This window comes from Aquipseudomonas ullengensis, assembly GCF_014174475.1.
Classification (GTDB): domain Bacteria; phylum Pseudomonadota; class Gammaproteobacteria; order Pseudomonadales; family Pseudomonadaceae; genus Aquipseudomonas; species Aquipseudomonas ullengensis.
The window spans coordinates 1-25,686 of the sequence record NZ_JACJUD010000004.1 but is presented as its reverse complement, the minus strand read 5'-3'; the positions used below and the strand labels follow the sequence as shown (position 1 = coordinate 25,686).

The following is a 25,686-nucleotide window of genomic DNA, read 5'->3' as shown; positions in this document are numbered from 1 at the left end:
GGCGCCATGTCTTTTTCACCTGTGTATTTTTCGACCTTGCCAATGATCAAATCGCTTCGTTACCTCGCTCTCGCCAGCCTGCTGATGCCGCTGGCGCTTCCCGTTTCCGCTGCTGTCAGCAGCGTGCTACCAGCCAAAGTGCAACAGGCCCTCAAGGCCAACAAGATCAGCAGCAACAGCCTGTCGGTGGTGGCTATTCCTCTCACCGGCCCCGGCACCAGCCTGGTCTACAACGCCGATGTCTCGGTGAACCCGGCCTCGACCATGAAGCTGGTCACCACCTACGCCGCCCTGGAACTGCTTGGCCCCACCTACCAGTGGCAGACCGAGTTCTACGCCGACGGCCCGCTGAAGAACGGTGTGCTCAACGGCAACCTCTACCTCAAGGGCGGCGGTGATCCCAAGCTCAACATGGAGCGTTTGTGGCTGATGATGCGCGACCTGCGCGCCAACGGCGTGCAGCAGATCACCGGCGACCTGGTTCTCGACCGCAGCCGTTTCATTCAGCCGCAACTGCCGGTGTTCAACGATGACGGCGGCGACAAGAACAAGCCGTTCCTGGTTGGCCCCGACTCCCTTCTGGTCAACCTCAAGGCCGTGCGCCTGGTGACCCGCACCGATGGCGGCAAGGTCAGCGTGATGATGGAGCCACCGCTGACCAACGTGCGCATCGACAACCAGGTCAAGGCCCTGCCCGCCGCCAAGTGCCCGGGCTGGCCGGACGTGCGTTTCAACCCGGTGACCCAGTTCGACGGCACCACCCTGATCGTCACCGGCAAGCTGGCCGAAGGCTGCAGCGCGCAGACCTATCTGTCGCTGCTCGACCACGCCGGCTACGCCGCCGGCGCCGTTCGCGCGATCTGGAAAGAGCTGGGTGGCAGCATCCTTGGCAAGGACCAGCTCGGCAGTGTGCCGAAAGGTGCTCGCCTGCTGGCCCGCGCCAACTCGCCTGACCTGGTCGAGATCATCCGCGACATCAACAAGTACAGTAACAACACCATGGCCCGCCAGCTGTTCCTCAGCATCGGCGCACAGTTCCGCAACAGCGCCGATGGCGACGACTCCAAGGCCGCGCAACGGGCGATTCGCGGCTGGATGGCGCGCAAGGGTCTGAGCGCCACGCACCTGGTGATCGAAAACGGTTCCGGCCTGTCGCGCGACGAACGCGTCAGCGCCCGCGAAATGACCGCCATGCTGCAAGCCGCCTGGCGCAGCCCCTACGCCGCCGAGTTCACGGCATCGCTACCGCTGGTGGCCATGGACGGCACCATGCGCAAACGCCTGCGCCGCACGCCGCTGGTCGGCGAAGGCCATATCAAGACCGGCACCCTAAACAACGTGCGCGCCATTTCCGGCTTCAGCCGCGACAGCAACGGCAACACCTGGGCCGTCACCGCCATCCTCAACGACCCACGCCCGTGGGGCGCCTCGACGATCCTCGATCAGGTCCTGCTGGAAATCTACAAGCAGCCCGCCCAGCGCTAGGCAGTCTGCTGAAACAAAAATCCCCCGCGTCCTGTCAGGACCGGGGGATTTTTTTAGCCTGCCATTTGACCGACTTTTGTAGGAGCCAGCTTGCTGGCTCCTACACCCACGCGGCTCAGCCCTTGGCGGTGAGGCGCCAGGCGCGGTGGATCTTCGGGTTACGTGCAAAGTCCTGGTCAATGGTCGTCGCGCTGAGCTCTTCCACCGCATACCGCGCGGCCAGGCTCTCGTCGAGCTGGAACTTGCGGAAGTTGTTGGAGAAATACAGCACGCCGCCCGGCGCCAGGCGGCTCATGGCCAGGTCGAGCAGGCGCACGTGGTCACGCTGCACGTCGAACACCCCTTCCATGCGCTTGGAGTTGGAGAATGTCGGCGGGTCGATGAAGATCAGCTCGTACTCACCACGATCAGCCTCCAGCCAGGTCATCACATCGCCCTGCTCCAGCTTGTTCTTGTCGGAGAAGCCGTTGAGCGACAGATTGCGCCGCGCCCAATCCAGGTAGGTCTTCGACAGATCGACGCTGGTGGTGCTGCGCGCCCCGCCCTTGGCCGCATGCACAGTGGCTGTGGCGGTGTAGCAATACAGATTGAGGAAGCGCTTGCCGGCAGCCTCCTTCTGGATGCGCAGGCGCAGCGGCCGGTGGTCGAGGAACAGGCCGGTGTCCAGGTAGTCGGTGAGGTTGACCAGCAGCTTCACCCCGCCTTCGGTGACTTCCATGAACTGGCCCTGCGTGGACTGGCGCTCGTACTGCTTGGTGCCGGCCTGGCGCTCGCGGCGTTTGATCACCACCTTGTCCGGGGTAATCCCGAGAGCCACCGGAATCGCTGCCAGCGCATCGAGCAGGCGCGTCTGGGCCTTCTCCGGATCAATGGAACGCGGCGGTGCGTATTCCTGCACGTGCACCCAGTCGCGATACAGGTCGATGGCCAGGGCGTACTCCGGCATGTCGGCGTCGTACAGGCGATAACATTCGATATCCGCCTTCTTCGCCCACTTGCCCAGGGTCTTGAGGTTCTTCTGCAGGCGGTTGGCAAACATCTGCCCGCCCTCGGAGAGCCGTGCCGCCTGGTAGGCCGGCGCTACGGCAGGCTCGTCAGTGGACTCCTCGCTAGCCTGGCTGGAGCGCCGCTCGCCAGTCACGAACTGCTCGGGCAGTACCTTGAACAGCAGCAGCTTGCACGGCAATGCGCCGTTCCAGAACGCGTACTGCTTGTGGCTGCGCAGGCCCATGCGCTTGCCCAGTTCCGGCGCGCCGGTAAATACCGCCGCCTCCCAGTTCAGGCAGCTCTGGCGCAGGCGTTCGCCGAGGTTCTGATAGAGATACAGCAGGCTGGCTTCATCACCCAGGCGTTCGCCATAAGGCGGGTTGCTGACAATCAGGCCGGTCTGGTTCTTGTCCGGACGCGGCTCGAAGGTCGCCAGCTCTCCCTGGTACAACTTGACCCACTCGCCGAGCCCGGCACGGTCGATGTTGTTGCGCGCCGGCTGGATCAGCCGCGGGTCGGCTTCATAACCACGAATCCACAGTGGCGGCTTGGCCAGGCCTGCGGCGGCGCGCTGCTCGGCTTCTTCATGGAGCTTCTTCCACAGCGCCGGGATATGCCCCAGCCAGTTGGAAAAGCCCCAGCGCTCACGCTTGAGGTTGGGCGCCAGGTCGGCGGCGATCATCGCGGCCTCCACCAGGAAGGTGCCCACACCGCACATCGGGTCAGCCAGGGCGCCGCCTTCGGCCGCGATTCGCGGCCAGCCAGCACGGATCAGGATTGCCGCCGCCAGGTTTTCCTTCAGCGGCGCAGCGCCCTGCTGCAGGCGATAGCCACGCTGGTGCAGGCTGTGCCCGGCCAGATCGAGGGACAGCACCGCCTCGCCACGGTCCAGGCGCAGGTGCACGCGCAGGTCCGGGTCGATCTTGTCGATAGAAGGCCGCGTGCCATCGGCGGTGCGCAGCTTGTCGACCATGGCGTCCTTGACCTTGAGGGCGCCGAAGTGGGTGTTATCGATGCCCGAGCCGTTGCCGCTGAACTCCACCGCCAGGGTGCCGGAGGGTTCCATGTGCTCGGCCCAGTCGACCTCCAGCACGCCCTGGTAGAGCGACTCGGCATCCACCACCGGGAAGCGGCGCAAGACCAGCAGCACGCGGTTGGCCAGGCGCGACCACAGGCACAGCCGATACGCCGTTTCCAGCCCGGCAAAGCCGCGGATTGCGGCAGTCTGCTCGCGTACTTCCTCGAGCCCCAGGCCCGCCGCCTCTTCAGCCAGCAGGCTTTCCAGGCTTTTCGGGCAGGTCAGGATCAGTTCGTAACGGTCGGACATGAGGCATCCAGTAAAGAGTGAGGGCTTGCTAGCCAAAATATGTGACAGAACGTCGCGTTGCGACCCTTCGTCGGAATAAATAACGGCGCCAATAGGAGCCATTTGCAATGGCAAAACGCCGCTGCGCTCCGGTACGACTCCCATATGGCGGGGGCCGGAGCAAAACACCGGGAAAAAACCGGTTGTAGCTTATGGCCCATGTCCCAAATGCGTTACGTCCTTATGACAAAACGATCATTCACAGGCCCCAGTGCATTCGATAGAAATCAACTCAGGCCGACGCCGCAATGGAGTCGGCAGGTGGTCCGCCACGCCGGCAGCGGACCCCACCGGCAGAGCCTTTCTGCCCATGGGACATAACAGTCAACAGTGAGGGCAACACCCGATGAGAAGACTTAAGCGTGATCCTTTGGAACGAGCTTTCTTGCGCGGTTATCAGCACGGCATTCACGGTAAATCCCGCGACCTGTGTCCTTTTACCCTTTCATCCACCCGCCAAGCCTGGATCAACGGCTGGCGCGAAGGACGCGGCGACAACTGGGACGGACTGACCGGCACTGCCGGCCTCCATCGACTCAACGAACTGCACGCCGTCGGCTGAACAGGATCACCCCGACTTCACCAGGCCGTCCCATCCGGGCGGTGGGCGCAAGCCCGAGGGCCCCTCAGGGGCCCTTTTTTATGGCCTGTAGGAGCGAGCTCTGCTCGCGAACCAGACCGACAGTAGTTACGGCTCTCACCCCCGCGGCAGCGCGGCGATGGCATCCACCGCCTCACGGATCAGCGCCGGTCCCTTGTAGATAAAGCCCGAGTAGATCTGCACCAGGCTGGCCCCCGCAGCGATCTTCTCAGCCGCGTGCGCCCCCTCGGTAATGCCGCCAGCAGCGATGATCGGCAGACGCCCTTTGAGCTCCCCTGCCAACACCTTGACCGTGTGCGTGCTCTTGTCGCGCACCGGCGCACCGGACAGGCCACCCGCTTCGTTGCCGAACGGCAGGTTTTCCACGCCATCGCGCGCCAGGGTGGTGTTGGTGGCGATCACCCCGTCCATACCGGTTTCGATCAGCGCCTGAGCCACCTGCACGGTTTCCTCGTCGCTCATGTCCGGGGCGATCTTGATCGCCAGGGGCACGCGCTTGCCGTGCTGAACGGCCAGGTCTTCCTGGCGCTGGCGCAGGGCCTCGAGCAATTGCTTGAGCGAGTCGCCGAACTGCAGGCTGCGCAGCCCCGGCGTGTTCGGCGAACTGACGTTGACCGTGACGTAGCTGGCGTGGGCATACACCTTGTCCAGGCAGATCAGGTAATCGTCCACCGCGCGCTCCACCGGCGTGTCGAAATTCTTGCCGATATTGATGCCCAGCACGCCCTTGTACTTGGCGGCCTGCACCCGGGCCAGCAGATGATCGACACCGTGGTTGTTGAAGCCCATGCGGTTGATGATCGCCGTGGCTTCCGGCAGGCGAAACAGGCGCGGCTTCGGGTTGCCCGGCTGCGGGCGCGGCGTCACGGTACCGATTTCGACGAAACCGAAGCCGAGCTGAGCAAAACCGTCGATGGCATCGCCGTTCTTGTCCAGGCCAGCGGCCAGGCCTACCGGGTTGGCGAACTCCAGGCCCATGACATTCACTGGCAGGCTCACAGGCGCCTTGCACAGCAGGCCATTGAGCCCAAGACGACCACCGGCGCCGATCAGGTCGATCGACAGCTCATGGGAGGTTTCCGGGGACAATTTGAACAACAGGGCGCGGGCCAGCTCGTACATGGGCAGTTTTGCTCGGTCTTGGCAGTGGGAAGCAGGCCGCGATTATAGCCGTGCGGACTAGCATCGGGCGAGGCAAGGGAGTAATAAGAGCCTGTTCGGAGCCGAGCGGCTATCTCAGCTGATGCAGGCCAAGCAGCTCACCGCTGGCGCTGAATTCCAGCTCGAACACGCCATAGATGCCGTCATGGCGTAGAAACGGCCGCAGATGGTGCGCCGGCAAGCTGACCTTGCGGCCATCGCGGCTGACCAGCAATACCCGATTGGCGCGCCCCTGGTAAACGGAGCGAAAGCGCTCTGCAGGCAGAGCAATATCCAGCACGAGGCTGGGCATGGAGGCATCCTCGAAATGATTGGCGCAATTTTGCCACAGGTACACCGGCAACCCGAGTCTAAAGCGCTCGCCCAGGCGTTAGCCGGTAGTGCGTACCCGGCAAGGCTCTGCCAAACTGGCAAGCAAGTCTCAGGAGTGCGCTGCGGGTCATGAGTCTGTCCGAATCCAACACCAGCCTGGCATCGCGCCTGTCTGCCCTGGCCCAACGGCTGGGGTTGAGCGGGCGTGCGCCGCGCATGGTGTTCGAGCGGGCCCGCAGCCTCAACCTACCCTTCAAGGCGCTACCCGATACCCAGCAAAGCATCTGGTGGCACGCCGGTCCGCCCCTGCATCGCCTGGTCGACCTGCCGCGCGATGCACTCTCTGGTCCGGTTCAGGAAGACAAAGCGCAAGCCCGCGCCGTACTGATGCGCGTCGTCGAGCTGGAGCAACAGCACCTGCATGACTTCGACCTGCGCCAGATCGACGGCCTCTGCGGCCCCATCCCTGCCGACGCGCCGGCTTTCGCCAACCTCGAAGAATTTGCCGCCACGCAGCCCTGCCGCAGCGTGCGCATCATCAGCTACAAGGATTTCCTCAAGACCATCAGCCAGGCCATGCCGCGCTTTCTGGCTGCCGAGGCCGTGGAGTTGCGTCAGGCCAGCTGGTATGGCTCGCGCATGTTCTGGGCGTCGGAGCAGCATGGCGAGGTGTTCGCCAGTGCGATTGCCTATGCACGCCTGCGTGGCCTGGAAGTGACGCTGCCGGCGGAAGTCAGCCGCTATCGCCTGAACCGCGACGGTTTGGCCGAACTCAAGCGCCAATACCATGTACTGGCCATGCCGGTGCAGGCCTGGAGCGACCCTGCGTTCATGGCCCTGCTGCTCGACAACGGTTTGCCCTACTCGCGCCTGTCCCTGTTGCGTGACAGCGGCGCACCGGAAATCCTCCTGCTGCCCAAGGAATCGGCAGAAGCCAATGCCCTGGGCGAAGGCCTGCGCCTGACCGGCGCACCGGATGTGGTCAGCTACCTGGAAACGTTGCAGCAACGCAGCGCCGGCTAGCGCCAGGCTGGGAGACTAATAAGGGGAGGAAGGACACCGGCCGACCCGCAGGTCAGCCGGCTGGCTCTAGCGACTGGGGGCTGGTACTTCCTGGGTCACGCCCCAGCCATCCAGCACACCACCGAGCGGTGTCACGAGCGATTCCATGTCCTGCTCGAAATCACCGATCCCGGCATACGTGGCATACATCACTTTGCTCACTTGCAGGTGCCAGGCACCGTCATCGCGCAGACTGACCTGGGCATTCAACGACTCACCACGAAACTGACCTGCCGCCTTTCTGGCCCGATCCTCGTCGGGAAAGATGACGTAGAACTCGATGGGATGGACACGGGCGAAATCGAAACCGCCCTCTTTCATGCGGCGTAGAACATGGGTGCTGACATCATCTTGGAAGGCTGTGCTCATAAACGACCTCCTCGCAGGCGATGGAATGAACCGCAGCTACCACGCTGGCAGCTTGAGGGCACCTGGCGGTGCCACCGGAGACCAGGCGGGAAGCCACCTGGCAAGTCAAGAACCGGGCCACCGCTCACGCCCGGTAGACGGCCGGACTCGCAGAACACGAACCGAAGCCGTCACATGCAGGGTAGCGGCTGACGCGCCGCTTTGCTGAATGGATATACCGCCGACAACCGCCCGGCGACAGGCGGCTCTCGGTAATTCTGACGCCGACGAACTGGCGCGCTTGGTATCAGTCGCGGCTGATCCAGGCCATCAGCAGACGACTCAGCGCCGGCGGCGACAGCTGGCCAGACCAGTACATCAACTTGAACAGCCAATGAATCGGCCGATGCACCTGCGAATGGCCAGCCTGCTGCCAGACCGCCTGGGCAATATCTTCCGCTTGTAGATTGACGCCCAGGCGCTTCAGCGCCGGTGGCGTGAAACGCTGACTGTCCACCATCGGCGTACGCACGAACGGCGGCATCAGGTCCCCCACGCGGATGCCATGGCGACGCCACTCCAGGTCCAGCGCCTCGGTCAGGCCACGCACGGCGAACTTCGATGCCGAGTAACTGGCCATGTGCGGCGTGCCATATAAGCCGGATGCCGAGCCCATGTTGATCACCTGCGCGTCGGGCGTGGCCTTGAGGTAGGGAAACGCCGCATGGCTGACCTGCAACAGGCCGAGCACGTTGATCTGCAGGATGCTCACGTGCTCCTCCAGGCTGATCTCCTCGAAGTAGCCGAAGCGCAAAATCCCAGCGCAGTTGAACAGCAACCGCAACTGGCCGCCGTGCAGCGCACAGAAATCGGCCAGGGCCTCGCGCACCGCTCCGGCATCGCTGACATCCAGCTCGGCGTGCCACACGCCACCCAGCTCAGCGGCCAGCGTGGCCAGGGCGGCATGATTGATATCGAGCAGGCCGACCTTCCAGCCACGCGAATGAAACAAGCGGGCGGTCGCCGCGCCGATGCCGGAGGCGGCACCGGTAATCAGGATGGTATTCATCGGCAACCTCGCTGACGGAGAAATTCGAGCACCCGCTGCAACGCCAGGTCGGCGATATCCAGCAAGCCGCAATTGATCTGGAACACATGCCACTGGCGCGGATAGAGCTCCAGTTGCAGGTCGATACCGGCCTGCTCCTGCAAACGCAGGCTCTGGGTCAGCAGGCGCTCGTCCTCGCCAACCTGGACCAGCAGCGGCGGCAGGCCGCGCAGATCGGCATACAGGGGCGACAGCGCCGGATCACGCCGATCGACGCCCGGCGGGCAATAGGCATCCACGCCCTGCCCCAGCCAGGCCGTTTGCAACAACGGATCGCCCGCCGGTGGCTCGTGCAGGTTGGCGCCGCTGACATCGGTGACCGGCGAGAAGCACACCAGCGCCGCCGGTTGTGGCAAACCCAGCTCGCGCAGGCGCAGGGCCGCGCACAAGGTCAGGTTGCCACCCGCCGAGTCGCCGGCAATGACGATGCGCTCGGCTGCCTGCCCCTGCTCCAGCAGCGCGCGGTAGGCCGCCAGCACATCATCCGGCGCCGCCGGGAACGGGTGCTCCGGTGCCAGCCGATAATCCAGCGCACACACGCGCAACTGGCCATGCCGGGCCAGGTAGCTGGTGATGCTGCGGTGGGTCTGCGGTGCGCCGACCATGAACGCACCGCCATGCAGGTAGAGCAGTACCCAGCCGTTATCGGTTGGTGGCGTCAGCCATTCGCACGGCACGCCACCAATCTGCCCCGGCTCGATGCGTACCGAGCGCACCACCGGCGCAATGCGGGTAGCCAGGCGCAGCAAGCGACGCTGACTGACAGGCGAAACGCCAGGCCGGAAACCGCTGCGAAACAGCGCCCAGGTGCTCGCGCGCAGCAACGCCGAGAGCAGCCGCTGCCCGACGCCCGGTGCGACGGGCAACTCAACGGACAAGGTCATAGTCGCTCCAGTCCGGTTGGCGGGTGTGCTGGCGGTAGCGGAAGGTGAACCCCGCCCAGTTGTTGGTGTTTTTGCCGGCGGCATTCTTGTACCAGCTGTTGCAGCCCTGCTCCCACACCGAATGCTCGATGTCGTGCTGTAGGCGCTGGTTCCAGGCGTGCTGCACCGGTGCGCGCACGTCGAGGTAGCGCACGCCCTGATCCAGTTGCTGCAGGCAGCTCAGTACGTAGGGGAACTGGCTTTCCAGCATGTAGATGATCGAGTTGTGGCCGAGGTTGGTGTTCGGCCCGTAGAGCAGGAACAGGTTCGGAAAGCCATTGACGCTGATGCCCTTGTACGCCTCGGCGCCGTCCCGCCAGGCCTGGTTCAGGTCAAGGCCGCCGAGCCCACGGATGCGCATCGGCGCGAGGAAGTCGCTGGCGGCGAAGCCGGTGCCATAGATCAGCACATCCACTTCGCGCTCACGGCCATCGGCAGTGACCACCCCGCGCTCGCTGATTTCGCGAATGGCCTCGTTGACCACTTCGGCCTGCGGTTGTGCCAGCGCCGCGTAATAGTCGTTGCTGATGAGGATGCGCTTGCAGCCCAGCGGGTAATTCGGGGTCAGCTTGGCGCGCAGCTCCGGCTCCGGAACCTGCCGCGCGAGCTGGCGCAGGAAGTTGGCGCGGTAGGGTTTCATCAGCCACGGCACAAGGAAGAAGGCCACGCCCCGGGCCTCGTGATAGACGTACTGCAGGCCGCGGTCGAGCTTCTGCGTCCAGGGGAAGCGCTGCATCAACGCCAGTTCGAAGCGACTGTAGGCGCGGTCCGGCTTGGGCAGCACGTAGGCGGCAGAGCGCTGGAACAGGTGCAGCTTCGCCACCTTCGGCATGATCTGCGGGACGAACTGGATGGCACTGGCGCCGGTGCCGATCACCGCCACGCGCTTGCCACTCAGGTCGATGTCATGCCGCCAGCGTGCCGAGTGGAAGCTCTCCCCGGCAAAGCGCTCCAGCCCGGTAATCTTCGGATACAGCGGCCGGTTGAGTTGGCCGCAGGCGCTGACCAAGGCCCGTGCGCTGAATTGTGCGCCGTCGGCGGTGGTTACCCGCCACAGCGCCGCTTGCTCGTCGAACTCTGCCTCGGCCACTTCGCTGTTGCAGCGAATGCGCGACTGCAGCTGGTACTTGGCCACGCACTGGCGCACATAGGCGAAGATTTCCGCCTGCGGTGCATAGCGACGCGTCCAGTCGGTTTTCGGTTCGAACGAGAAGGAATACAGGTGCGAGGGCACATCGCAGGCGGCGCCCGGATATGTGTTGTCGCGCCAGGTGCCACCGGGCTCGCTGCCCTTCTCGAGGATCAGAAAATCCTCCACACCCTGCTGGCGCAAGCGCATGGCCAGGCCCAGGCCGGCAAAGCCGGAGCCGATGATCAGCACGCGCAAGGGTGCCTGTTCGGGAGTCTTGTTATTCATTGTGGTCTCCGTGAACCGCCAGTATTGCGGATGTACGGATGCTAACCACTCGGCCTGTGAAGGTTTATGGCATAGTCGGCCAATAAATTGTGACTTTCGGACAGACACATGCCTGCCTCCCACTGCCCTCCTCGTCGCAGCGCCATCAGTGTGCAATTGATGGCGCAATTCGGCCTCGATCAGGGCTTGTCGATCGACGCCTGCCTGGCCGGCACCGACCTGAGCTGGCAGCTGCTGGCGGACCCTGGCGCAGAGGTCGCCGCCGATCAGGAGCTGCAACTGATCCGCAACCTGGTGCAAGGCCTCGGCGATCGGCCCGGTATCGGCCTTCTCGCCGGACGTCGCTATCAGCTCAACACCTACGGCATCTGGGGTTTTGCCCTGCTCAGCAGCCCGACCTATCGTGACGCGGTGCTCCTGGGCCTGCGCTATCTGGACCTGACCTATGCCTTTCACGGCATGCGCATTGAGGAGCACGGCGAAGAAGTCCACCTGTTACTCGACGACCAGCACATCCCAGCTGATTTGCAGCCCTTCATCCTCGACCGCGACCTGGCCGGCATGCTCACCGTGCAACGCGAGTTGCTCAACCGCGAAGTGCTGATCCAGCGCATGGACCTGCGCCAATCGGCACCCGCAGACACACAGCCTTACCTCCGCGAGTTCGGCCTGCTGCCCAACTTCGCCCAGGCCGAGAACCGCCTGGTGTTCGAGCGCTATCTGCTCGACCTGCCGCTGCCAGGGGCCAACCCTTCCACCGCCAGCCTGTGCGAAGCGCAGTGCCAGCAACTGCTGGATAAACGCCGCCGCCGCGACGGCCTGGCCGGACAGATTCGCAACCAGTTGCTCAGCCGTCCGGGACGTCTGGCCGATATGGAAGAAGTTGCCGACGGCCTGCACATGAGTTCGCGAACCCTGCGCCGGCGCCTGGAAGAGGAAAACACCAACTTCCGCCTGTTGCTGGAGGAAGTCCGCCAGGCCCTGGCCGAGGAACTGCTGGCCATGGGCGGGCTGACGTTGGAGCAAGTGGCCGAACGCCTGGGCTATGGCGAAGTGTCGAACTTCATCCATGCCTTCAAACGCTGGAAAGGGGTGACGCCGCGCCAGTACCAGCGCAGCTGAGTACCTATGCAAAGCCTGCTGCGCGTCGGCCCTGCTGCGTCAAAAACAGGCTCGGACTGCTCATTTATCCCAGTAAACTCCGCGTCCTCGCCTGTTTTTTCCTTGCAATGGCTCTAGCTCGCAAGCCTGTACATAGGTACCCCGCAGTTGTGCTGCGGACCGAAAGAGTTACTGCGCCTTGCGCTCAGCAACCCCGGCGGTGTTCTGCAGCAGGCTCTGCGTGGCGATCTGCAGGAACGACTCGAGACGCTGCTGCATCAGCGCCTGGGCCGGGTCGCCATTCACCACTTCAACCTTGGCGCCAGCTCCCAGTTGGTAGTGGTAGAGCTTGGCCGGCATGCCTTTGGGCTGCACCAGGATCTTGTCGCCGTTGACGATGGCCACGGTCTGGTCGCTGCCCGATGGCTTGATCACGCCAATACCCTGGTCGCCCTCAGGCAGGTTGAGCAGGTCGCGACCCCAGCACTGGTGGCGTACATCGCCACCGAGGCGACCCATGATGGTTGGCACCACGTCGATCTGCGTACCCACGGTATCGCGGTGGGTGCCGAACTTCTCCTGCGTTCCCGGCGCGATCACCAGCAGCGGCACGTTGAAGCGGAACAGGTCCATCTCGGTCAGCTGTTCCGGGCTACCGAAACCATGGTCACCGACCACCACGAACAGGGTGTTGTTGTAGTACGGCTGCTTTTTCGCCTTCTCGAAGAACTGCCCCAGCGCCCAATCGGAGTAACGCATGGCCGTCAGGTGCTCGTTGTAGGAGCCCTGGTCGGTCACGGGTGCTACCGGCAGGTCTTTCGGCAAGGCATACGGCGTGTGGTTGGAGAGCGTCTGCAGCAGCGCGTAGAACGGCTTGCTCGGGTCGAGCTTGGCCAGTTCAGCGGCGCCACGGTCGAACATGTCCTGGTCGGACACGCCCCAGGTCGGATCGATGAACACCGGGTCGACGAAGTCTTCACGGCCAATAAAACGGCGCATGCCCTGGTTGCTGAAGAAGCCGGACTGGTTGTCCCACTGGAAGTTGCCGTTGTAGACGTACAGGTCGTCGTAGCCACGGGCACTGAGCAACTGCGGCAGGCCGGAGAACTGGTGGCCGCCTTCCGGGGTGCGCATCAGGTACTCGAAGCCCGGCAGGTTGGGGAAGCACGCCATGGTGGCGAACATGCCCTGGTGGGTATGGGTGCCGTTGGAGAAGAAACGGGTGAACAGCAGCCCTTCCTTGCTCAGGCGGTCGAAGTTCGGGGTGATGTTGGAGTCGCTGCCCAGGGCACCGACCCAGCGGCCGGCGAAGCTTTCCATGAGGATCACTACCACGTTGCGCGCCGGCAAGGTGCCGGCCAGCGGCGGGGTGAACTCGCGGCGCACGGCGGCGCTGTCGGCATCGACCAGCTTGTCGTGCTCGCCGACCAGCATCTGGCGCACCGTCTGCAAGGCTTCGGCCTCTGGCAGATTGGCCTTCCAGGTGTTGTCACGATGGCTGGAGAAGCTGTTCTTCGCCGCATCGACCAGAGTCAATGTGCCGTTCAGACCCAGGTGGTTGGCGAACATCGACTCGGTGGTGTAGGCATCCCCCCAACGCAGCGGCGGGCCCTGCTTGAGAGTGCCACGGGCAGCCAGCACGGCCACCAGCAGGCACACCAGCAGCACGCCAAGCCGGCCGTACCAGGCCATCAGCGGCTTGCTGCGACGCGGGCGAGTGGCTTGCTCGACCAGGTGGAACAGCCATACCAGCGCCAATGTCGCCAGGGCCCAGGCCAGCAGGTAGCGCACCACCGGGAAGCCGTACCAGAGCATACTCAGCACGGTGCCCAGGTCTTCCTGCATGTACTGGAACACCAGGCCGTTGAGGCGCTGGTGAAACTCGCGATAGAAATCCAGCTCGGACACGCCAAGGAACAGGGTCAGGCTGGCAAACAGGCTCAGCCAAGCCACATGCACCCGCCGCGCGGCCATCGCCCGCGGCGCCAGCAGCGACAGCAGCAACGGCGCACAGGCGTACACCACCAGGCGCAGATCGAAACGCAGGCCATTGAGGAAGGCCTCGGCGAACTCGATCCAGGGGGTCGTGCCGATCTGCTCGTGGTTGTAGGCCAGCAAGGCCACACGCAGCAGCGAATACATGAGCATCAGCACCAGGGCGCTGGCCAGGGTGAATGCCAAGTGGCTGCTGACGCTGGGTGTGAGGCGCGGTTGCTTGAAAGTGCTATCCATTGACGACATTGGCGAGGAATCCAGGCTCTCGAAAAGGTAGGGGCCGGAGACCGCCAGCGGCTCAGGCGCGGCGCGCAGTATACGGCTGGGATGTGAAATTTCCGTTGAAACGGCGCGTAGAACTTGAATCGAGATAAGTCTGAACCGCCACAATTCGGCCACGCGATGCCGATTCGGCCTTTTCTTCAGGCTGTTCAGCCGCATCAACCGCCACAGCCCCCGAGAGGTGGCGCCTCGCGAGTTTCCTCAGCCCAAACCTGGCTGCAGCTCATCGCCAGACTATCGCCGCCAGCACTTTGACGGGGTAATCTGCCTAAAGGCCAACTGCCACTATCTGGCAGTGGGTGCCTGCGACCCTCGCCGATCATGCGGCGAAGTCAGCACTTCCAATAACAAGAATTGAGGCCATCCCATGCAACAAGGGCTATTAGCCACGTTCATGCCGCAGGTCGAGCAGGACCGCAGCGACCAGTTGCTCAGCCACATGCTCGCCTTTTTCTCCCTGTGCGGGCTGGTCATCGGCCTGTACAGCGGCATCAAGTGGGGACGCCTGGGCAACGATGCGCTGGTCCAGGGCTCGTTCCTGCTGATCATCGGCATGCCGCTGGTGCTGCTGATCCTGCGCAACGCCTGGCTCACCGCCCGCGCGGTGGGCAACCTGTCCATGGCGCTGATCAGCAGCTACGCGATGATCCTCATCTACCACCTCGGCGGCCTGCATTCAGCGCACATCTACTGGCCGCTGGTGGTGATCGGCTTCGCCTACCTGCTGCTGGGTGGCCGTAGCGCGGCCTTCTGGAGCCTGCTGCAAATGCTCTTCGTGCTCTGGCTGATCAAGCTCGACCGCTCCGGCGCAGTCCTGCCGGTGTTCGAGCTGAGCCCGCGCGATGCCATGGTCAATGAATACTCGGGGTATCTGCTGCCGGTGATCACCGTCTGGCTGGCCCAGTGGTACAACGCCAAAGTCCGCCAGCAAGCCCTGGCCGATGCCCAGCAACACCTGCAGGACGCTCAGGTCGTCAACCAGCAGGCCACGGCCGGCAGCCAGCAACTGGCCGCCCTGCTCGAAGAAGTGCGGCAGAGCGCCGGCGACCTGCGCCAGCTGTCCCAACAGCTGCACGCCACCCAGGACAATATCCGCCAGCGCTGCCACAGCATCGACGGCGACGTGCAACAGCAGGCCGACGCTATGCATGGGCTCGACCTGGCCCTGCATGAAGTACTGGAAAACCTCGCCGTCAGCACCTCGCACATGCAGCAGTTGAGTCAGGACACCCAGCACAGCAGCCAGCAGGTCAACCACTGCGCCGAGCGCATGCAGGAGGCGCAGCAGAGCATGCAGGCCATCCAGCAGAGCAACCAGCGCATCGCTGAATCCATGCAGATGATCAGCGCCATCGCCCAGCAGACCAACCTATTGGCCCTCAACGCCGCCATCGAGGCGGCCCGCGCTGGCCAGCATGGACGCGGCTTTGCCGTGGTCGCCGATGAGGTGCGCAGCCTGTCGCAACGCAGCAACCAGACCGCCGACACCGTGCAGAGCGTACTCGGCCAGTCGGAACAGATCGTCAACACCGGCGCCTCGCAAGTCAGCGATGTCGGCGTGGCACTGGGCACCAACGCCGCCCTCACCGACAACCTGTCCACCGCCATCCTCCAGCACAGCCAGGCCCTCGACCTGGCTCACCGCCAGCTCGCCCAGGTGCGTGACAACAGCGCCGCCCAGCGCGAGGCCAGCCAGCGCCAGCGCGCCGCCAGCGCCGACCTGCTCAGCGCCCAGGACTCGTTGCTGGCGCTGGGCGAGCGGCTGGACCAGCTCTCCCACCAGTTGCACCAGCGGGTGGTGGAACAGCGCTGAACGACGCACTGGAAATATCCCGGCACACAGTGAGACTTTCTCAGCGGGCGGCAGTTGTCCTACAACTGCCGCCTGCACATTGCCAGGAGTTCCACCCATGCCCAGGCTCAACGCCGCCGCCCTGCTGCTCGCCCCGCTACTGAGCAGCACCGCCCTCCACGCCGCCACGCCCAGTTACGGCGAACGCCTGGAAGGCTTCGACTACCCCTATCCGCAGCAGCACTTCGAGTTCCAGTCCCAGGGCCAGAGCTTGTCCATGACTTACATGGACGTCCCCGCCAAGGGCAAGGCCAACGGCCAGACCGCTGTGCTGCTGCATGGCAAGAACTTCTGCGGCGCTACCTGGGAACAGACCATCGCCACCCTGAGTGACAACGGCTACCGGGTGATCGCCCCGGACCAGATCGGTTTCTGCGCATCCAGCAAGCCGCGCGGCTATCAGTTCAGCTTCAACCAGCTGGCGCAGAACACCCAGGCACTGCTGGACCGGCTGGGCATTGCCAAGGCCACGGTGATTGGTCACTCCATGGGCGGCATGCTGGCCGCACGCTTTGCCATCAACCATCCGCAGAGCGTGCAGCAACTGGTGCTGGTCAACCCGATTGGCCTGGAGGACTGGCAGGCCGAAGGCGTGCCCTATGCCAGCATCGACCAGCTCAACCAGGGTGAGCTGAAAACCAATGCCGAGAGCATCAAAAACTACCAGCTGCGCTTCTACTACAACGGCCAGTGGAAGCCGGAGTACGACCGCTGGGTAGACATGCAGGTCGGCCTGTACCACGGCCCGGGCCGCGAGATAGTCGCCTGGAACCAGGCGCAGACGGCCGACATGCTGTTCAGCCAGCCGGTGATCCATGAGTTCGGCCGCATCCAGGCGCCGACCCTGCTACTGATCGGCGGCAAGGACCGTACCGCGCCGGGCGCCAACCGTGCGCCGAAGGAAGTTGCCGCGCGCCTGGGCAACTATCCGGAGCTGGGCCGCAAAGCCGCCGCTGCACTGCCGAAAGGCACGCTGGTGGAGTTCGCCGAACTGGGGCACTCACCGCAGGTCGAGGCGCCGGAGCGTTTCCATCAGGCGCTGCTGAAAGGCCTGGCCCAGCAGCACTGAGGCAATGAAAAAGCCGGCATTCGCCGGCTTTTTCATATCACCTGCAACTCAGTCGTTGCTCGGTTTGTTGATCGCCTGCAATACGTACTGCGGCAAGGCGAAGGCGCCGATGTGGATTTCCGGGTTGTAGTAGCGGGTCACGATACCGCTGCCGGCGTAGCGTTGGCGCAGGGTTTCCAGCGGCAGCTTGCGGTAGTCGGCATCGGTGGCGCCCCAGGCGAAGGTCATGCTGCCACCGATGTAGGTGGGCACCGCCGCCATGTAGAAGTGCCAGTCGGCGAACAGGCCATCCATGCGGCTGGCGGTGTTCTGTACTTCGCTGAGCTGCATGAACGGCGTGCCGTTCTGCGTAACCAGGATGCCGCCATCGTTCAGGCAGCGGCGGCAAGCCTGGTAGAAATTCTCGGAGAACAGTACTTCGCCCGGGCCGATAGGGTCGGTGGAGTCGGAGATGATCACGTCGAATTTCTCCGTGGTGTTGGCCACGAAGTTCATGCCGTCGTCGATCACCAGGTTCAGCCGTGGGTCTTCATAGGCGCCGCAGGAGTGGTTGGGCAAGAACTCCTTGCACATATCGACCACGGTGCCGTCGATCTCGACCATGGTGATGCTCTCCACGCTGCGGTGCTTGCGCACCTCGCGCAGCATGCCGCCGTCGCCACCGCCGATGATCAGCACGCGCTTGGCATTGCCGTGGGCGAGGATCGGCACATGGGTGAGCATCTCGTGGTAGATGAACTCGTCGGCCTCGGTGGTCTGGATCACACCGTCCAGCGCCATCACCCGGCCCATGCGCGCATTCTCGAAGATCACCAGGTGCTGGTGCTCGGTGCGCACTTCATGCAGCAGCTTGTCCATGCTGAAGCGCTGGCCATAGCCGGGATAGAGAGTTTCCTGATAGTCGCTCATGGGTTAGTCCTCCTCGTTGTGGTGGATTAGGACGGACTGCAACCCGCCCATGAAAAGGCGCGCATTGTAAGGAGATACGCGCACAGGCTCCACCACCACGCTGCCACAGCATGTGTGACGCCCCTGCCAGCGGTAGACGCGTGCAGGCAGGGGCGGTTCAGGCAGATTGGAGGATTACAGACGGACGTTGCCACGCGGGCCGGCCACGGCCCAGATGATCAGGCCCAGCACGGGAAGGAACAGGATCAGCAGCACCCAGACAACCTTCATCCCGGTGTCGGCGCCGCTTTTAATGATGTTGATGATCGCCCAGATATCCAGGGCGAGGATGGCCAGACCAATCAGACCGCTCAGTGCAGAACCCATGGGGACACTCCTGTGTGATGGGGGTACTCGATTTAGGATATGCGCTATCCCCGGATGTTCCTGTTTCTTCGCTAAAAGCCCGATAAAACGGCCACATGCGACATATTGCTATGTTTTTACGACAGGATGTGACTCCAAGGTCAGGTTCCGCCATCAATAGTTCACAGGCCGCGCAATACACGTTCTTGCTGGCCTAATTGCATATTGGGCATCTTTCGGAGAACCAGACCCATGAACACCATGCTCCGCGTTAACGAAGCACTCTTGATCGCCGGCCGCGCCTTCCAGCCTTTCCAATGCGTGGCGTGGTCCGCGCAGGATGGCACCGGTGAACTCAACCTGACCGTGGTCGACCGCACCAACACCCGCGTCGGCCAGGCCCGCATTCCCAGCAGCACCTACCGCGACCCGTCGCAGCTGGCCGACGTGCTGACCCACTCCCGCGAGCAGCTCAGCAGCCAGGGTTACGCTCTTGAGCCCTGGAGCATGCCGGAGTAAGTACACCGTAATACCCCGGCCTGCCGCCACCCCAGCCCCCTCCGCCCCAGGCCGAGGGGGTTTTTATTGGGCGCAGTAAAAGCCCCCACGCTGGCAATATCTGTGGGGTTATTGTCCTTGTTGCCAATTCGCCCCGGAGGCAGACTGCGTTCATCTTCTTACGAGCGCACGTCATGAAAACCGTCGCCTGCCTGATCTACCCGGATGTAATGAGCCTGGATGTCACCGGCCCCCTGCAGGTCTTCGCCTCGGCCAATGTCGAGTGCCAGCGCCAGGGCCGCGCGCCGCTCTACGTTCTGCGCCTACTGGCCGAACAGCCAGGGCCGGTGGCGACCTCCGCCGGGTTCCAGTTGGTGGCCGAACAGGCCTGGCGCGACGTTGACCCCGCGCAGCTGGATACCTTGCTGATTCCCGGCGGCCTGGGCGAAACGCGGCAGTGCAGCAACCCGCCGCTACTTGACTGGCTACGTGCGGCCGAACCTCAAGTACGCCGGCTCGGCTCGGTCTGCTCCGGCGCACTGATCCTCGCGGCCAGCGGCCTGCTGGATGGGCGCCGCGCCACCACGCACTGGGCTGACGTGGCAGCCCTGCGCTGCCATGAGCGGATCGAAGTCGATGGCGACCGCCTGCACACCTACGACCCGGACGGCCATGACGGCGACGCGCATGTCTTCACCTCCGCCGGGGTTACCGCCGGCATCGACCTGGCGCTGGCCCTGGTCGAGGCCGACCTCGGCCGCCCGCTGGCGCTTGCCGTGGCGCGCCGCCTGGTGATGTTCCTGCGCCGCCCCGGTGGCCAGGCACAGTTCAGCGCCTTGCTCACCCCGGATGCCAACCGCACGCCACGCCTGCTCGGCCTGCTCGAATGGATGGCGCAGAACCTGGCCTCCGACTTGTCGCTGGAGGCCCTGGCCGAACGGGCCAATCTGTCCAGTCGCAGTCTGTCGCGGCTGTTCGTGCAGGAACTGGGCATGGGGCCGGGGCGCTACGTCGAACAACTGCGCCTGGAATCCGCGCGCCTGCTGCTGCAAAGCGCGGGGACATCAATCGGCACCGTGGCCCGCCTGACCGGTTTTCGCCATCCGGAAAACCTGCGCCGCACCTTCCACAAACACCTCTCGGTGAGTCCACAGGACTACGCCGAGCGCTTCGCCTGATCACAATCTGCTGCGCGTCGGCCATGCCGCGTTAAAAACGGCCTGGCTCTAACTCGCGAGATCGTAAAAAGCTTCCCAAGGAGAAATTGCCATGCTGCAACTACGCCCCAGCTGTGAGTGCTGCGACCGTGACCTGCCACCCGACTCGCCGGACGCCATGATCTGCTCGTTCGAATGCACCTTCTGCCGCACCTGCGCGGAAGAGCGCTTGCACGGCCACTGCCCCAACTGCGCCGGTGAACTGGTGCGTCGACCGATCCGCCCGACCGCCAAACTGGCCGCCAACCCGCCCTCCCGCGAGCGCATCCACAAGCCCACCGGCTGCGCCTGAGATCACGCCCATGTTGCTACTTCGCAACCCCACGTTGCTGCGCCTGTTCATCGCCCAAGCCCTGTACTGGAGCTGCGCAATGATCGGCATCACCCTCACTGCCCTGATCGGCCTGCAACTGGCACCGAGCAATGGCCTGGCCACCTTGCCGCTGGCCTTGCTGGTGCTCGGCAACCTGCTCAGCGTGCAGCCGCTGTCGCTGTTCATGCAGCGCCGCGGCCGCCGCCCCGGGCTGATGCTCGGCGCGGCACTGGGCATTCTTGGTGGGCTGCTCAGCGCACTGGGTGTGTGGATCGGCGATTTCTGGCTGTTCTGCCTGGGCGCCCTGCCCATCGGCGGCTACCAGGCCTCGGCCATGTACTACCGGTTTGCCGCGTTGGAGGCGGTGGACCAGGCGCACAAGGGCCGCGCCACGGCCTGGGTGGTCGGGGGTGGCGTGCTGGCCGCGCTGCTCGCACCGAGCCTGGCGCTGTGGGCGAAGAATGCCCTGGCCACGCCGTTTGTCGGCGCCTACCTGAGCATTGCCGTGCTGGCACTTGCCGGCCTGCTGCTGATGGCCAGCCTTGGCGATGGCGGCCTGCCGCCGACGCCCGTGCGTGATCCCGGCTTGCGTCGGCGATTGCTCGGCCGTCCGGTCGTGCGCGCCGCCCTGGCCACCACCGCCATCGGCCATGGGCTGATGGTACTGGTGATGAACGCCACCCCACTGGCCATGAAGTTCTGTGGCCTGCCACTGGAAGTCGCCTCGGAAGTGATTCGCTGGCACATGCTCGGCATGTTCCTGCCCGCCTTTGTCGCCGGCCCGCTGGTGGATCGTCTGGGTAGCCGGCGCACCGCCCTGCTCGGCTGCCTGATTCTGCTGTCCAGCGCTGCAGTGGCGCTGACCGGCATCGACCAAGTGCATTTCCTGGCCAGTTCCTTCCTCCTGGGGTTGGGATGGAACCTGATGCTGGTAGCCGGCACCACCCTGCTTGGCGAAGGTCACGCCACCGAAGAGCGCGGCCAGGCCCAGGGTTTGATGGAGCTGGGCAACGGCCTGGTCGCCGCCTGCGCGTCCTTTGCCTCGGGTGCGCTGGTTACAGGTGCTGGCTGGAGCGCGGTGAACATCGGCATGCTGCCGTTGGTTGCCATCGCCCTGCTGATGCTGCGTGGCGGTGCACGACAAAGACCGGCAGCACAACCGGGCTGATCGGTAGATAGCCTTCCGCGCCCTAATTGAGTGATGAACAGCGCTTGTCTGTACCAGGTGCTTCGGGCGCTGGACTTTGCTGGCCAACGTAGGCAAGTGCTTTCGACACTTCATTCATGCACCCGCTAGACATCCCTCGCCCCTATCCGTAATTTCTCAGGCAATGGTGCGCGACTCGCTCAGCACCCTGATCTTGTCCACTGTCGCTTTTTGTCCTGCACATGTCGGGTCTGCCGCGTGGTCAGGTATGAGAATCAAGAGCTTGGCGTGTGACAAGGAACGTTATGCGACACAAGTGGCGTAAACAATCACCCCACATGTGTCGTCTACTTATAGTTAGGGCCAACCATGCGCCACTGCCTCGCCCTCATCATCTTAATTGCTACAAATGCTTTAGCTGTCGAAAGTCACTGCTCCAGCCAGGAGCGTACTATTTTCTCATGCAAAGTTATGAACTCGTCAAAAGTTGTATCACTGTGTGCCTCTCAAAATCTTTCAGCAGAGTCTGGATCATTAACTTATAAATTTGGAAAAATTAATAGAATTGAGCTTTCCTATCCAAACAACAGCGAAAGATCTCTTGAGAAATTTCGATACGCACACTATGTGCGCTATCAAGTCGACCGAAAACAAATCTCTTTCACTATCGGTGCTTACAATTACTCTATTCTCGATTACTACGAAGGTGAACAAAAACCTAGTACATATCGCGGAGTACTCGTCGTAGACACCCGAGTCGAAAATAGTGAAACTTCTCTTCTTTGCGGCCCTCAAGCAATATCAGACCTCACAACGCTAGATGGCCTTGTACCTTGTGATGAAGGCAATGCACTTGCAAATTGCAAGCCCTAACAAATGGTTCAAGTCGTTCGCTTCGCTCACTCGGGACCGGCTAAAGCCGGCCCCTTAACCAAACGTTAGGCTCCAAGGAGGGATCGTGTCAGCCTTAAATCCGATGACAGCATCATTATTCGGCGTTCTAGCAGCAGCTTACTGGGCTATTTTGTTTTTACGGAATACTTATATAAGCACAAACAATTCCGAGGTAAGTAAAAACAAAAAAACTGCATCCGCAATCATCGCAGCCATAGCTTTCTTGCCAGCGTTATTTATTGCATATTACCTGAGTTTTCCTATAGGCAGCGTATTCTTGCGGCCCGGCCCTTCGGTTCACATCTTAATGTCTCTGAATGTTGCTCTCTGTGTTTCAATAATCGGAGCCCTGCTTACGATTACGTCAGGGCAAGCATCGCTATACATACTTAAGAAAATGGGCAGTGGCGCCTAACAATGCGCTCAAAGCGCTCACTTCGTTCGCTGGGACCGGCTAAAGCCGGCCCCTTAGCTTAATCGTTAGGCGCTCTATGAAGTCCTTTGCAATTGGAGCCAACGACGGCGAGAGCGTCGCCCTCACCGTTCTCAACTATGAGCGGCCTCGCACAGGTGAGTTCTACGACGACAACTGGCTGCTTTGCGAGGTCACAGTTAGGGCCGGTTCGTTCAAAGGCACTTTCCAAGCCAACTTTCTGACGTCCGAGCTAGTCGACCTTCTGCAGGGGCTAAGAAAAATTAGCGCGGAGTTGCGCGGCGAGTACAACTTTGAGCCAATGGAAGGCCAGCTTGTTTTTAGAGCATCCTGTGACTCACTTGGGCATATCCACGTTTCGGGCAAGGCTATGGACCAGGCAGGAATCGGCCACACGCTCGGTTTCGGCTTTTCGCTCGACCAGACATTCCTTTCCGCGACACTGCATGAGCTATCCGATTTGGTTCAGGCATTCCCGGTCCGCGCCTAACCAATCATTCAAGCCGACGCCTTCGGCGCGGCTTAACTAAGGCGTTAGGAGAAGCTTTGGAATACCAACGGGCCCGCCTCCAATACCAATTCAATAAACTTCGTCCAATTCGCGAGGGAGTTTATCCGCAATACGGCGGAAACACTGAATTTGAGCTATTCGCTTTCTTTGAGATCTGCTATCACCTTAAAGACTGGGTGAAGCACAGCCATGAATACCCTTCACTTAGCAACATTGAGCACTTCATCGATAGCAGTCCGGCACTAAGAATTTGCGCAGACATATGTAACAGGCTGAAGCATTGCAAATTAACGAAAAAACGCAGAAGCAATTCTGAGCTCGGGGTTTTCCAGCTAAAGTCGACCACCACAATTTTCCCATACCCCGGCGGGGCACTAGAAAGCCTAGATGAAGCAAAAATAGTAACGGAGCGTGGCGAGGAATGTTGTTTCGCTCTGGCAGACGAGTGCATGGCTGAATGGAAACGTTATTTCCAGGAAAATGGAGTTTAGTGCATGCTTCTCCTAACAACTGGTTCAAGTCGTTCGCTTCGCTCACTCGGGACCGGCTAAAGCCGGCCCCTTAACCAAACGTTAGGCGCAAGGGCAAAATTGGTTATTCAGCACCGAGCCAGGAAACACAATCACTGCATCAGCGCGGTGTTCCTGAATCGAATGGTTGCTTGGTAGTTGAGGCCGTCATTTGTGGTCAGCAAAGGAGTTGCTTTCAGAGAATGTGCACATCACAAATAACTTTCCGGGCCAAAACCGACACGCCGTGCGCACCGCCATTTAAGCTCGGCGCTGGCACCACTTCCGGTGTCCGGCTGGGCAATCTAACAATTGGCTCAAGTCGTTCGCTTCGCTCACTCGGGACCGGCGAAGCCGGCCCCTTAGCCAAACGTTAGGTGTCAATAGTGCAGACCACCAGACCACCAATAACTCTCAGCTGGCTCGGCACCGTTAGCCAGGGCAAGTAACTAGAGCTGGGAGCCACAACAGATACAGAGAACCTCATCCTTGCAACAATAGTTGCAGATGACGCAGATGAGTCACTTTGGTTTGAGCTGTACATTGAGAACCAAGCTGTTCAAATACCTCTGGAGGTAATCAGCAAAGCTATTGAGGCAGCAAAACAGGATGTTCACTCTGAAGCTTGGTATGAAAAGAATGTTTACCCAAGCTCCGAGAGCACCTAACAATGCGCTCAAAGCGCTCACTTCGTTCGCTGGGGCCGGCGAAGCCGGCCCCTTAGCTTAATCGTTAGAAGCCGCCGCATGGAATCCGAGAAACCCATGATCGCTCGCCCCAAACTCGTAGGCTACAGCCTGCTATTTTTAGTCATACCATTAGATATTTGGGCTTTATCAGGCGTCGTATCGAGAAACATTGAAAACTCTTTCTTCATTGCACTTCTCTGCATTCCTGCCAGCTATTTTGTAGCCAGGTGCCTTTCAACAGAAAAGCAAGACATCTCCGAACTCATCAGTCTTCGCGAAGCACGTATCATTTATTCCACCTGCATCACCGGTGCCTTAGTCGCATGGTTCTGGTCTGGTTTTCTATTTGCCCTCCCAGGGTTTCTAGCTGCACTATTCTTTTCAATACGCGAACATACAGTCAGGAAAATTGTGCGAGGCGTCAGCTTCTAACTACTGGTTCAAGTCGCTCGCTTCGCTCACTCGGGACCGGCTAAAGCCGGCCCCTTAACCAAACGTTAGGAGTAAGAAAGGTGGAAACCCGGAAAAAAGTGAAAGGTCCGAATGATTTAATAAAAGACGCTCTGAAGCGTGTGCTTGTTCCCCACTTGACCGAGCTAGGATACTCAGGAAAATATCCCCATTTTCAGAAGAAGCAGTACGACCTACTACATCTGATCACCATTAGTTTCTCATGGCCATTTAGTCGTTTTATTCTTGATATAGGGACATTTCCGGCAGGTGATATCACTGATCCAAGTAGATATGGTAAAGCGATCCCAGAGGGCAAGATAGATGCTACTTTTGCCTTCCCCCGGGCCCGGTTGGGGCCTGACAGCCAAGTCACCAGTTGGTTCCACTACTCTGATTTCGGCTCTGACATAGAAAAATACGAAACTATCGCCAAGGAAGTTTCATCTTTACTTTATCAAGCCGAAGCATGGCTAGAGTCGAGAGTTGTTGGCTCCTGCATACAAACACTTGGATAAACTCCTAACAAAACGCTCAAAGCGCTCACTTCGTTCGCTGGGACCGGCGAAGCCGGCCCCTTAGGGATGGTCTGAAGTAGCCATGTATTTCTGGCTGACTTCAGCCCCCGCCGATTTTGAAAGCGGCGAATCGATCAAAGACGATCAGGTCACCCGCTCATTTCTGCGTTTTTAGCCGCCACGA

The 25,686-nt window shown here is 61.8% G+C and carries 24 protein-coding genes; 14 read left to right on the top strand and 10 right to left on the bottom strand.

Features of this window, described 5'->3' with window-relative positions:
• Positions 1–42 precede the first annotated feature (42 nt).
• Entirely contained in the window at positions 43–1,485 is a 1,443-nt protein-coding gene (gene dacB / locus H3H51_RS12505; protein WP_183089392.1) for a D-alanyl-D-alanine carboxypeptidase/D-alanyl-D-alanine endopeptidase, read from the top strand.
• A 115-nt stretch (positions 1,486–1,600) separates the two neighbouring features.
• Here the strand turns inward: dacB and rlmKL are convergent, their stop codons facing one another.
• Positions 1,601–3,799, bottom strand: coding sequence for a bifunctional 23S rRNA (guanine(2069)-N(7))-methyltransferase RlmK/23S rRNA (guanine(2445)-N(2))-methyltransferase RlmL (rlmKL, locus tag H3H51_RS12500; RefSeq protein WP_183089391.1), 2,199 nt, complete (start codon positions 3,797–3,799; stop codon positions 1,601–1,603).
• A 385-nt stretch (positions 3,800–4,184) separates the two neighbouring features.
• Here rlmKL and rmf point away from each other — a divergent pair, with 385 nt between their 5' ends.
• Entirely contained in the window at positions 4,185–4,400 is a 216-nt protein-coding gene (rmf, locus tag H3H51_RS12495; RefSeq protein ID WP_183089390.1) for a ribosome modulation factor, read from the top strand.
• A gap of 135 nt (positions 4,401–4,535) precedes the next feature.
• On the opposite strand, the gene H3H51_RS12490 is transcribed toward rmf, so the two are convergent.
• Both H3H51_RS12490 and H3H51_RS12485 read right to left on the bottom strand, forming a co-directional pair.
• Entirely contained in the window at positions 4,536–5,561 is a 1,026-nt protein-coding gene (locus H3H51_RS12490; protein ID WP_183089389.1) for a quinone-dependent dihydroorotate dehydrogenase, read from the bottom strand.
• 109 nt (positions 5,562–5,670) lie between these two features.
• Positions 5,671–5,892 (bottom strand): DUF2835 domain-containing protein, encoded by a 222-nt coding sequence (locus H3H51_RS12485; RefSeq protein WP_183089388.1) that lies wholly within the window; start codon positions 5,890–5,892, stop codon positions 5,671–5,673.
• Between the two features lie 149 nt (positions 5,893–6,041).
• On the opposite strand from H3H51_RS12485, the gene H3H51_RS12480 reads away from it, so the two are divergent.
• Positions 6,042–6,935 carry a DUF6685 family protein gene (locus H3H51_RS12480; protein ID WP_183089387.1) on the top strand — a complete coding sequence of 298 codons (894 nt, stop codon included), beginning with the start codon at positions 6,042–6,044 and terminating at the stop codon, positions 6,933–6,935.
• A 66-nt stretch (positions 6,936–7,001) separates the two neighbouring features.
• On the opposite strand, the gene H3H51_RS12475 is transcribed toward H3H51_RS12480, so the two are convergent.
• From H3H51_RS12475 to H3H51_RS12460, 4 genes are all read right to left on the bottom strand, one after another.
• The gene (locus tag H3H51_RS12475) at positions 7,002–7,343 is read right to left on the bottom strand and encodes a ribonuclease E inhibitor RraB (RefSeq protein WP_183089386.1); all 342 of its coding nucleotides are present in this window, start codon (positions 7,341–7,343) and stop codon (positions 7,002–7,004) included.
• 286 nt (positions 7,344–7,629) lie between these two features.
• The gene (locus H3H51_RS12470; protein ID WP_183089385.1) at positions 7,630–8,391 is read right to left on the bottom strand and encodes an SDR family oxidoreductase; all 762 of its coding nucleotides are present in this window, start codon (positions 8,389–8,391) and stop codon (positions 7,630–7,632) included.
• Entirely contained in the window at positions 8,388–9,314 is a 927-nt protein-coding gene (locus tag H3H51_RS12465) for an alpha/beta hydrolase (RefSeq protein ID WP_183089384.1), read from the bottom strand. The genes H3H51_RS12470 and H3H51_RS12465 overlap by 4 nt, the downstream gene beginning before the upstream one ends.
• Complete coding sequence (locus H3H51_RS12460; protein WP_183089383.1) at positions 9,298–10,770, bottom strand: flavin-containing monooxygenase; 1,473 nt, start codon at positions 10,768–10,770, stop codon at positions 9,298–9,300. The genes H3H51_RS12465 and H3H51_RS12460 overlap by 17 nt, the downstream gene beginning before the upstream one ends.
• Before the next feature lie 108 nt (positions 10,771–10,878).
• Here H3H51_RS12460 and H3H51_RS12455 point away from each other — a divergent pair, with 108 nt between their 5' ends.
• A complete protein-coding gene (locus tag H3H51_RS12455; protein ID WP_183089382.1) occupies positions 10,879–11,892 on the top strand; it encodes an AraC family transcriptional regulator in 1,014 nt (337 codons plus the stop codon).
• Positions 11,893–12,060: 168 nt separating this feature from the next.
• On the opposite strand, the gene H3H51_RS12450 is transcribed toward H3H51_RS12455, so the two are convergent.
• Positions 12,061–14,112 (bottom strand): LTA synthase family protein, encoded by a 2,052-nt coding sequence (locus tag H3H51_RS12450; RefSeq protein ID WP_183089381.1) that lies wholly within the window; start codon positions 14,110–14,112, stop codon positions 12,061–12,063.
• 403 nt (positions 14,113–14,515) lie between these two features.
• On the opposite strand from H3H51_RS12450, the gene H3H51_RS12445 reads away from it, so the two are divergent.
• A complete protein-coding gene (locus H3H51_RS12445) occupies positions 14,516–15,961 on the top strand; it encodes a methyl-accepting chemotaxis protein (protein ID WP_183089380.1) in 1,446 nt (481 codons plus the stop codon).
• Between the two features lie 97 nt (positions 15,962–16,058).
• Complete coding sequence (locus H3H51_RS12440) at positions 16,059–17,069, top strand: alpha/beta fold hydrolase (protein WP_183089379.1); 1,011 nt, start codon at positions 16,059–16,061, stop codon at positions 17,067–17,069.
• 48 nt (positions 17,070–17,117) lie between these two features.
• Here H3H51_RS12440 and speE read toward each other — a convergent pair whose 3' ends face one another.
• Together speE and H3H51_RS12430 are read right to left on the bottom strand one after the other, a co-directional pair.
• Complete coding sequence (gene speE, locus H3H51_RS12435) at positions 17,118–17,978, bottom strand: polyamine aminopropyltransferase (RefSeq protein WP_183089378.1); 861 nt, start codon at positions 17,976–17,978, stop codon at positions 17,118–17,120.
• Between the two features lie 174 nt (positions 17,979–18,152).
• Positions 18,153–18,344, bottom strand: a complete 192-nt coding sequence (locus H3H51_RS12430) for a PLDc N-terminal domain-containing protein (RefSeq protein WP_183089377.1) — start codon at positions 18,342–18,344, stop codon at positions 18,153–18,155.
• A 231-nt stretch (positions 18,345–18,575) separates the two neighbouring features.
• On the opposite strand from H3H51_RS12430, the gene H3H51_RS12425 reads away from it, so the two are divergent.
• The 8 genes from H3H51_RS12425 (at position 18,576) to H3H51_RS12390 (ending at position 25,502) form a co-directional block, all read left to right on the top strand.
• Complete coding sequence (locus H3H51_RS12425) at positions 18,576–18,842, top strand: hypothetical protein (RefSeq protein ID WP_183089376.1); 267 nt, start codon at positions 18,576–18,578, stop codon at positions 18,840–18,842.
• A 173-nt stretch (positions 18,843–19,015) separates the two neighbouring features.
• The gene (locus H3H51_RS12420) at positions 19,016–19,999 is read left to right on the top strand and encodes a GlxA family transcriptional regulator (protein WP_183089375.1); all 984 of its coding nucleotides are present in this window, start codon (positions 19,016–19,018) and stop codon (positions 19,997–19,999) included.
• 91 nt (positions 20,000–20,090) lie between these two features.
• Complete coding sequence (locus H3H51_RS12415) at positions 20,091–20,330, top strand: DUF1272 domain-containing protein (RefSeq protein WP_183089374.1); 240 nt, start codon at positions 20,091–20,093, stop codon at positions 20,328–20,330.
• A 13-nt stretch (positions 20,331–20,343) separates the two neighbouring features.
• Complete coding sequence (locus H3H51_RS12410; RefSeq protein WP_235981370.1) at positions 20,344–21,519, top strand: MFS transporter; 1,176 nt, start codon at positions 20,344–20,346, stop codon at positions 21,517–21,519.
• Positions 21,520–21,867: 348 nt separating this feature from the next.
• A complete protein-coding gene (locus H3H51_RS12405) occupies positions 21,868–22,371 on the top strand; it encodes a hypothetical protein (RefSeq protein WP_183089372.1) in 504 nt (167 codons plus the stop codon).
• 512 nt (positions 22,372–22,883) lie between these two features.
• Entirely contained in the window at positions 22,884–23,315 is a 432-nt protein-coding gene (locus H3H51_RS12400) for a WapI family immunity protein (protein ID WP_183089371.1), read from the top strand.
• Between the two features lie 1,294 nt (positions 23,316–24,609).
• Positions 24,610–24,966: a hypothetical protein gene (locus H3H51_RS12395; protein ID WP_183089370.1), complete on the top strand. Its 357-nt coding sequence runs from the start codon at positions 24,610–24,612 to the stop codon at positions 24,964–24,966.
• An 80-nt stretch (positions 24,967–25,046) separates the two neighbouring features.
• On the top strand, positions 25,047–25,502 hold the full coding sequence (locus H3H51_RS12390) for a DUF4304 domain-containing protein (protein WP_183089369.1): 456 nt from the start codon (positions 25,047–25,049) through the stop codon (positions 25,500–25,502).
• Positions 25,503–25,686: the final 184 nt, after the last annotated feature.

Excerpts from the sequence above, each read along its gene's own strand:
- H3H51_RS12430 (WP_183089377.1), bottom strand. The coding sequence starts at position 18,344 with ATGGGTTCTGCACTGAGCGGTCTGATTGGTCTGGCCATCCTCGCCCTG.
- H3H51_RS12445 (WP_183089380.1), top strand. The coding sequence starts at position 14,516 with ATGCAACAAGGGCTATTAGCCACGTTCATGCCGCAGGTCGAGCAGGAC.
- H3H51_RS12395 (WP_183089370.1), top strand. The coding sequence starts at position 24,610 with ATGATCGCTCGCCCCAAACTCGTAGGCTACAGCCTGCTATTTTTAGTC.
- H3H51_RS12425 (WP_183089376.1), top strand. The coding sequence starts at position 18,576 with ATGAACACCATGCTCCGCGTTAACGAAGCACTCTTGATCGCCGGCCGC.
- H3H51_RS12485 (WP_183089388.1), bottom strand. The coding sequence starts at position 5,892 with ATGCCCAGCCTCGTGCTGGATATTGCTCTGCCTGCAGAGCGCTTTCGC.
- H3H51_RS12470 (WP_183089385.1), bottom strand. The coding sequence starts at position 8,391 with ATGAATACCATCCTGATTACCGGTGCCGCCTCCGGCATCGGCGCGGCG.
- H3H51_RS12465 (WP_183089384.1), bottom strand. The coding sequence starts at position 9,314 with ATGACCTTGTCCGTTGAGTTGCCCGTCGCACCGGGCGTCGGGCAGCGG.
- H3H51_RS12475 (WP_183089386.1), bottom strand. The coding sequence starts at position 7,343 with ATGAGCACAGCCTTCCAAGATGATGTCAGCACCCATGTTCTACGCCGC.
- rmf (WP_183089390.1), top strand. The coding sequence starts at position 4,185 with ATGAGAAGACTTAAGCGTGATCCTTTGGAACGAGCTTTCTTGCGCGGT.
- H3H51_RS12490 (WP_183089389.1), bottom strand. The coding sequence starts at position 5,561 with ATGTACGAGCTGGCCCGCGCCCTGTTGTTCAAATTGTCCCCGGAAACC.
- H3H51_RS12400 (WP_183089371.1), top strand. The coding sequence starts at position 22,884 with ATGAAGTCCTTTGCAATTGGAGCCAACGACGGCGAGAGCGTCGCCCTC.
- H3H51_RS12405 (WP_183089372.1), top strand. The coding sequence starts at position 21,868 with ATGCGCCACTGCCTCGCCCTCATCATCTTAATTGCTACAAATGCTTTA.
- H3H51_RS12440 (WP_183089379.1), top strand. The coding sequence starts at position 16,059 with ATGCCCAGGCTCAACGCCGCCGCCCTGCTGCTCGCCCCGCTACTGAGC.
- rlmKL (WP_183089391.1), bottom strand. The coding sequence starts at position 3,799 with ATGTCCGACCGTTACGAACTGATCCTGACCTGCCCGAAAAGCCTGGAA.
- H3H51_RS12480 (WP_183089387.1), top strand. The coding sequence starts at position 6,042 with ATGAGTCTGTCCGAATCCAACACCAGCCTGGCATCGCGCCTGTCTGCC.
- dacB (WP_183089392.1), top strand. The coding sequence starts at position 43 with ATGATCAAATCGCTTCGTTACCTCGCTCTCGCCAGCCTGCTGATGCCG.
- H3H51_RS12460 (WP_183089383.1), bottom strand. The coding sequence starts at position 10,770 with ATGAATAACAAGACTCCCGAACAGGCACCCTTGCGCGTGCTGATCATC.
- H3H51_RS12415 (WP_183089374.1), top strand. The coding sequence starts at position 20,091 with ATGCTGCAACTACGCCCCAGCTGTGAGTGCTGCGACCGTGACCTGCCA.
- H3H51_RS12455 (WP_183089382.1), top strand. The coding sequence starts at position 10,879 with ATGCCTGCCTCCCACTGCCCTCCTCGTCGCAGCGCCATCAGTGTGCAA.
- speE (WP_183089378.1), bottom strand. The coding sequence starts at position 17,978 with ATGAGCGACTATCAGGAAACTCTCTATCCCGGCTATGGCCAGCGCTTC.
- H3H51_RS12420 (WP_183089375.1), top strand. The coding sequence starts at position 19,016 with ATGAAAACCGTCGCCTGCCTGATCTACCCGGATGTAATGAGCCTGGAT.
- H3H51_RS12450 (WP_183089381.1), bottom strand. The coding sequence starts at position 14,112 with ATGTCGTCAATGGATAGCACTTTCAAGCAACCGCGCCTCACACCCAGC.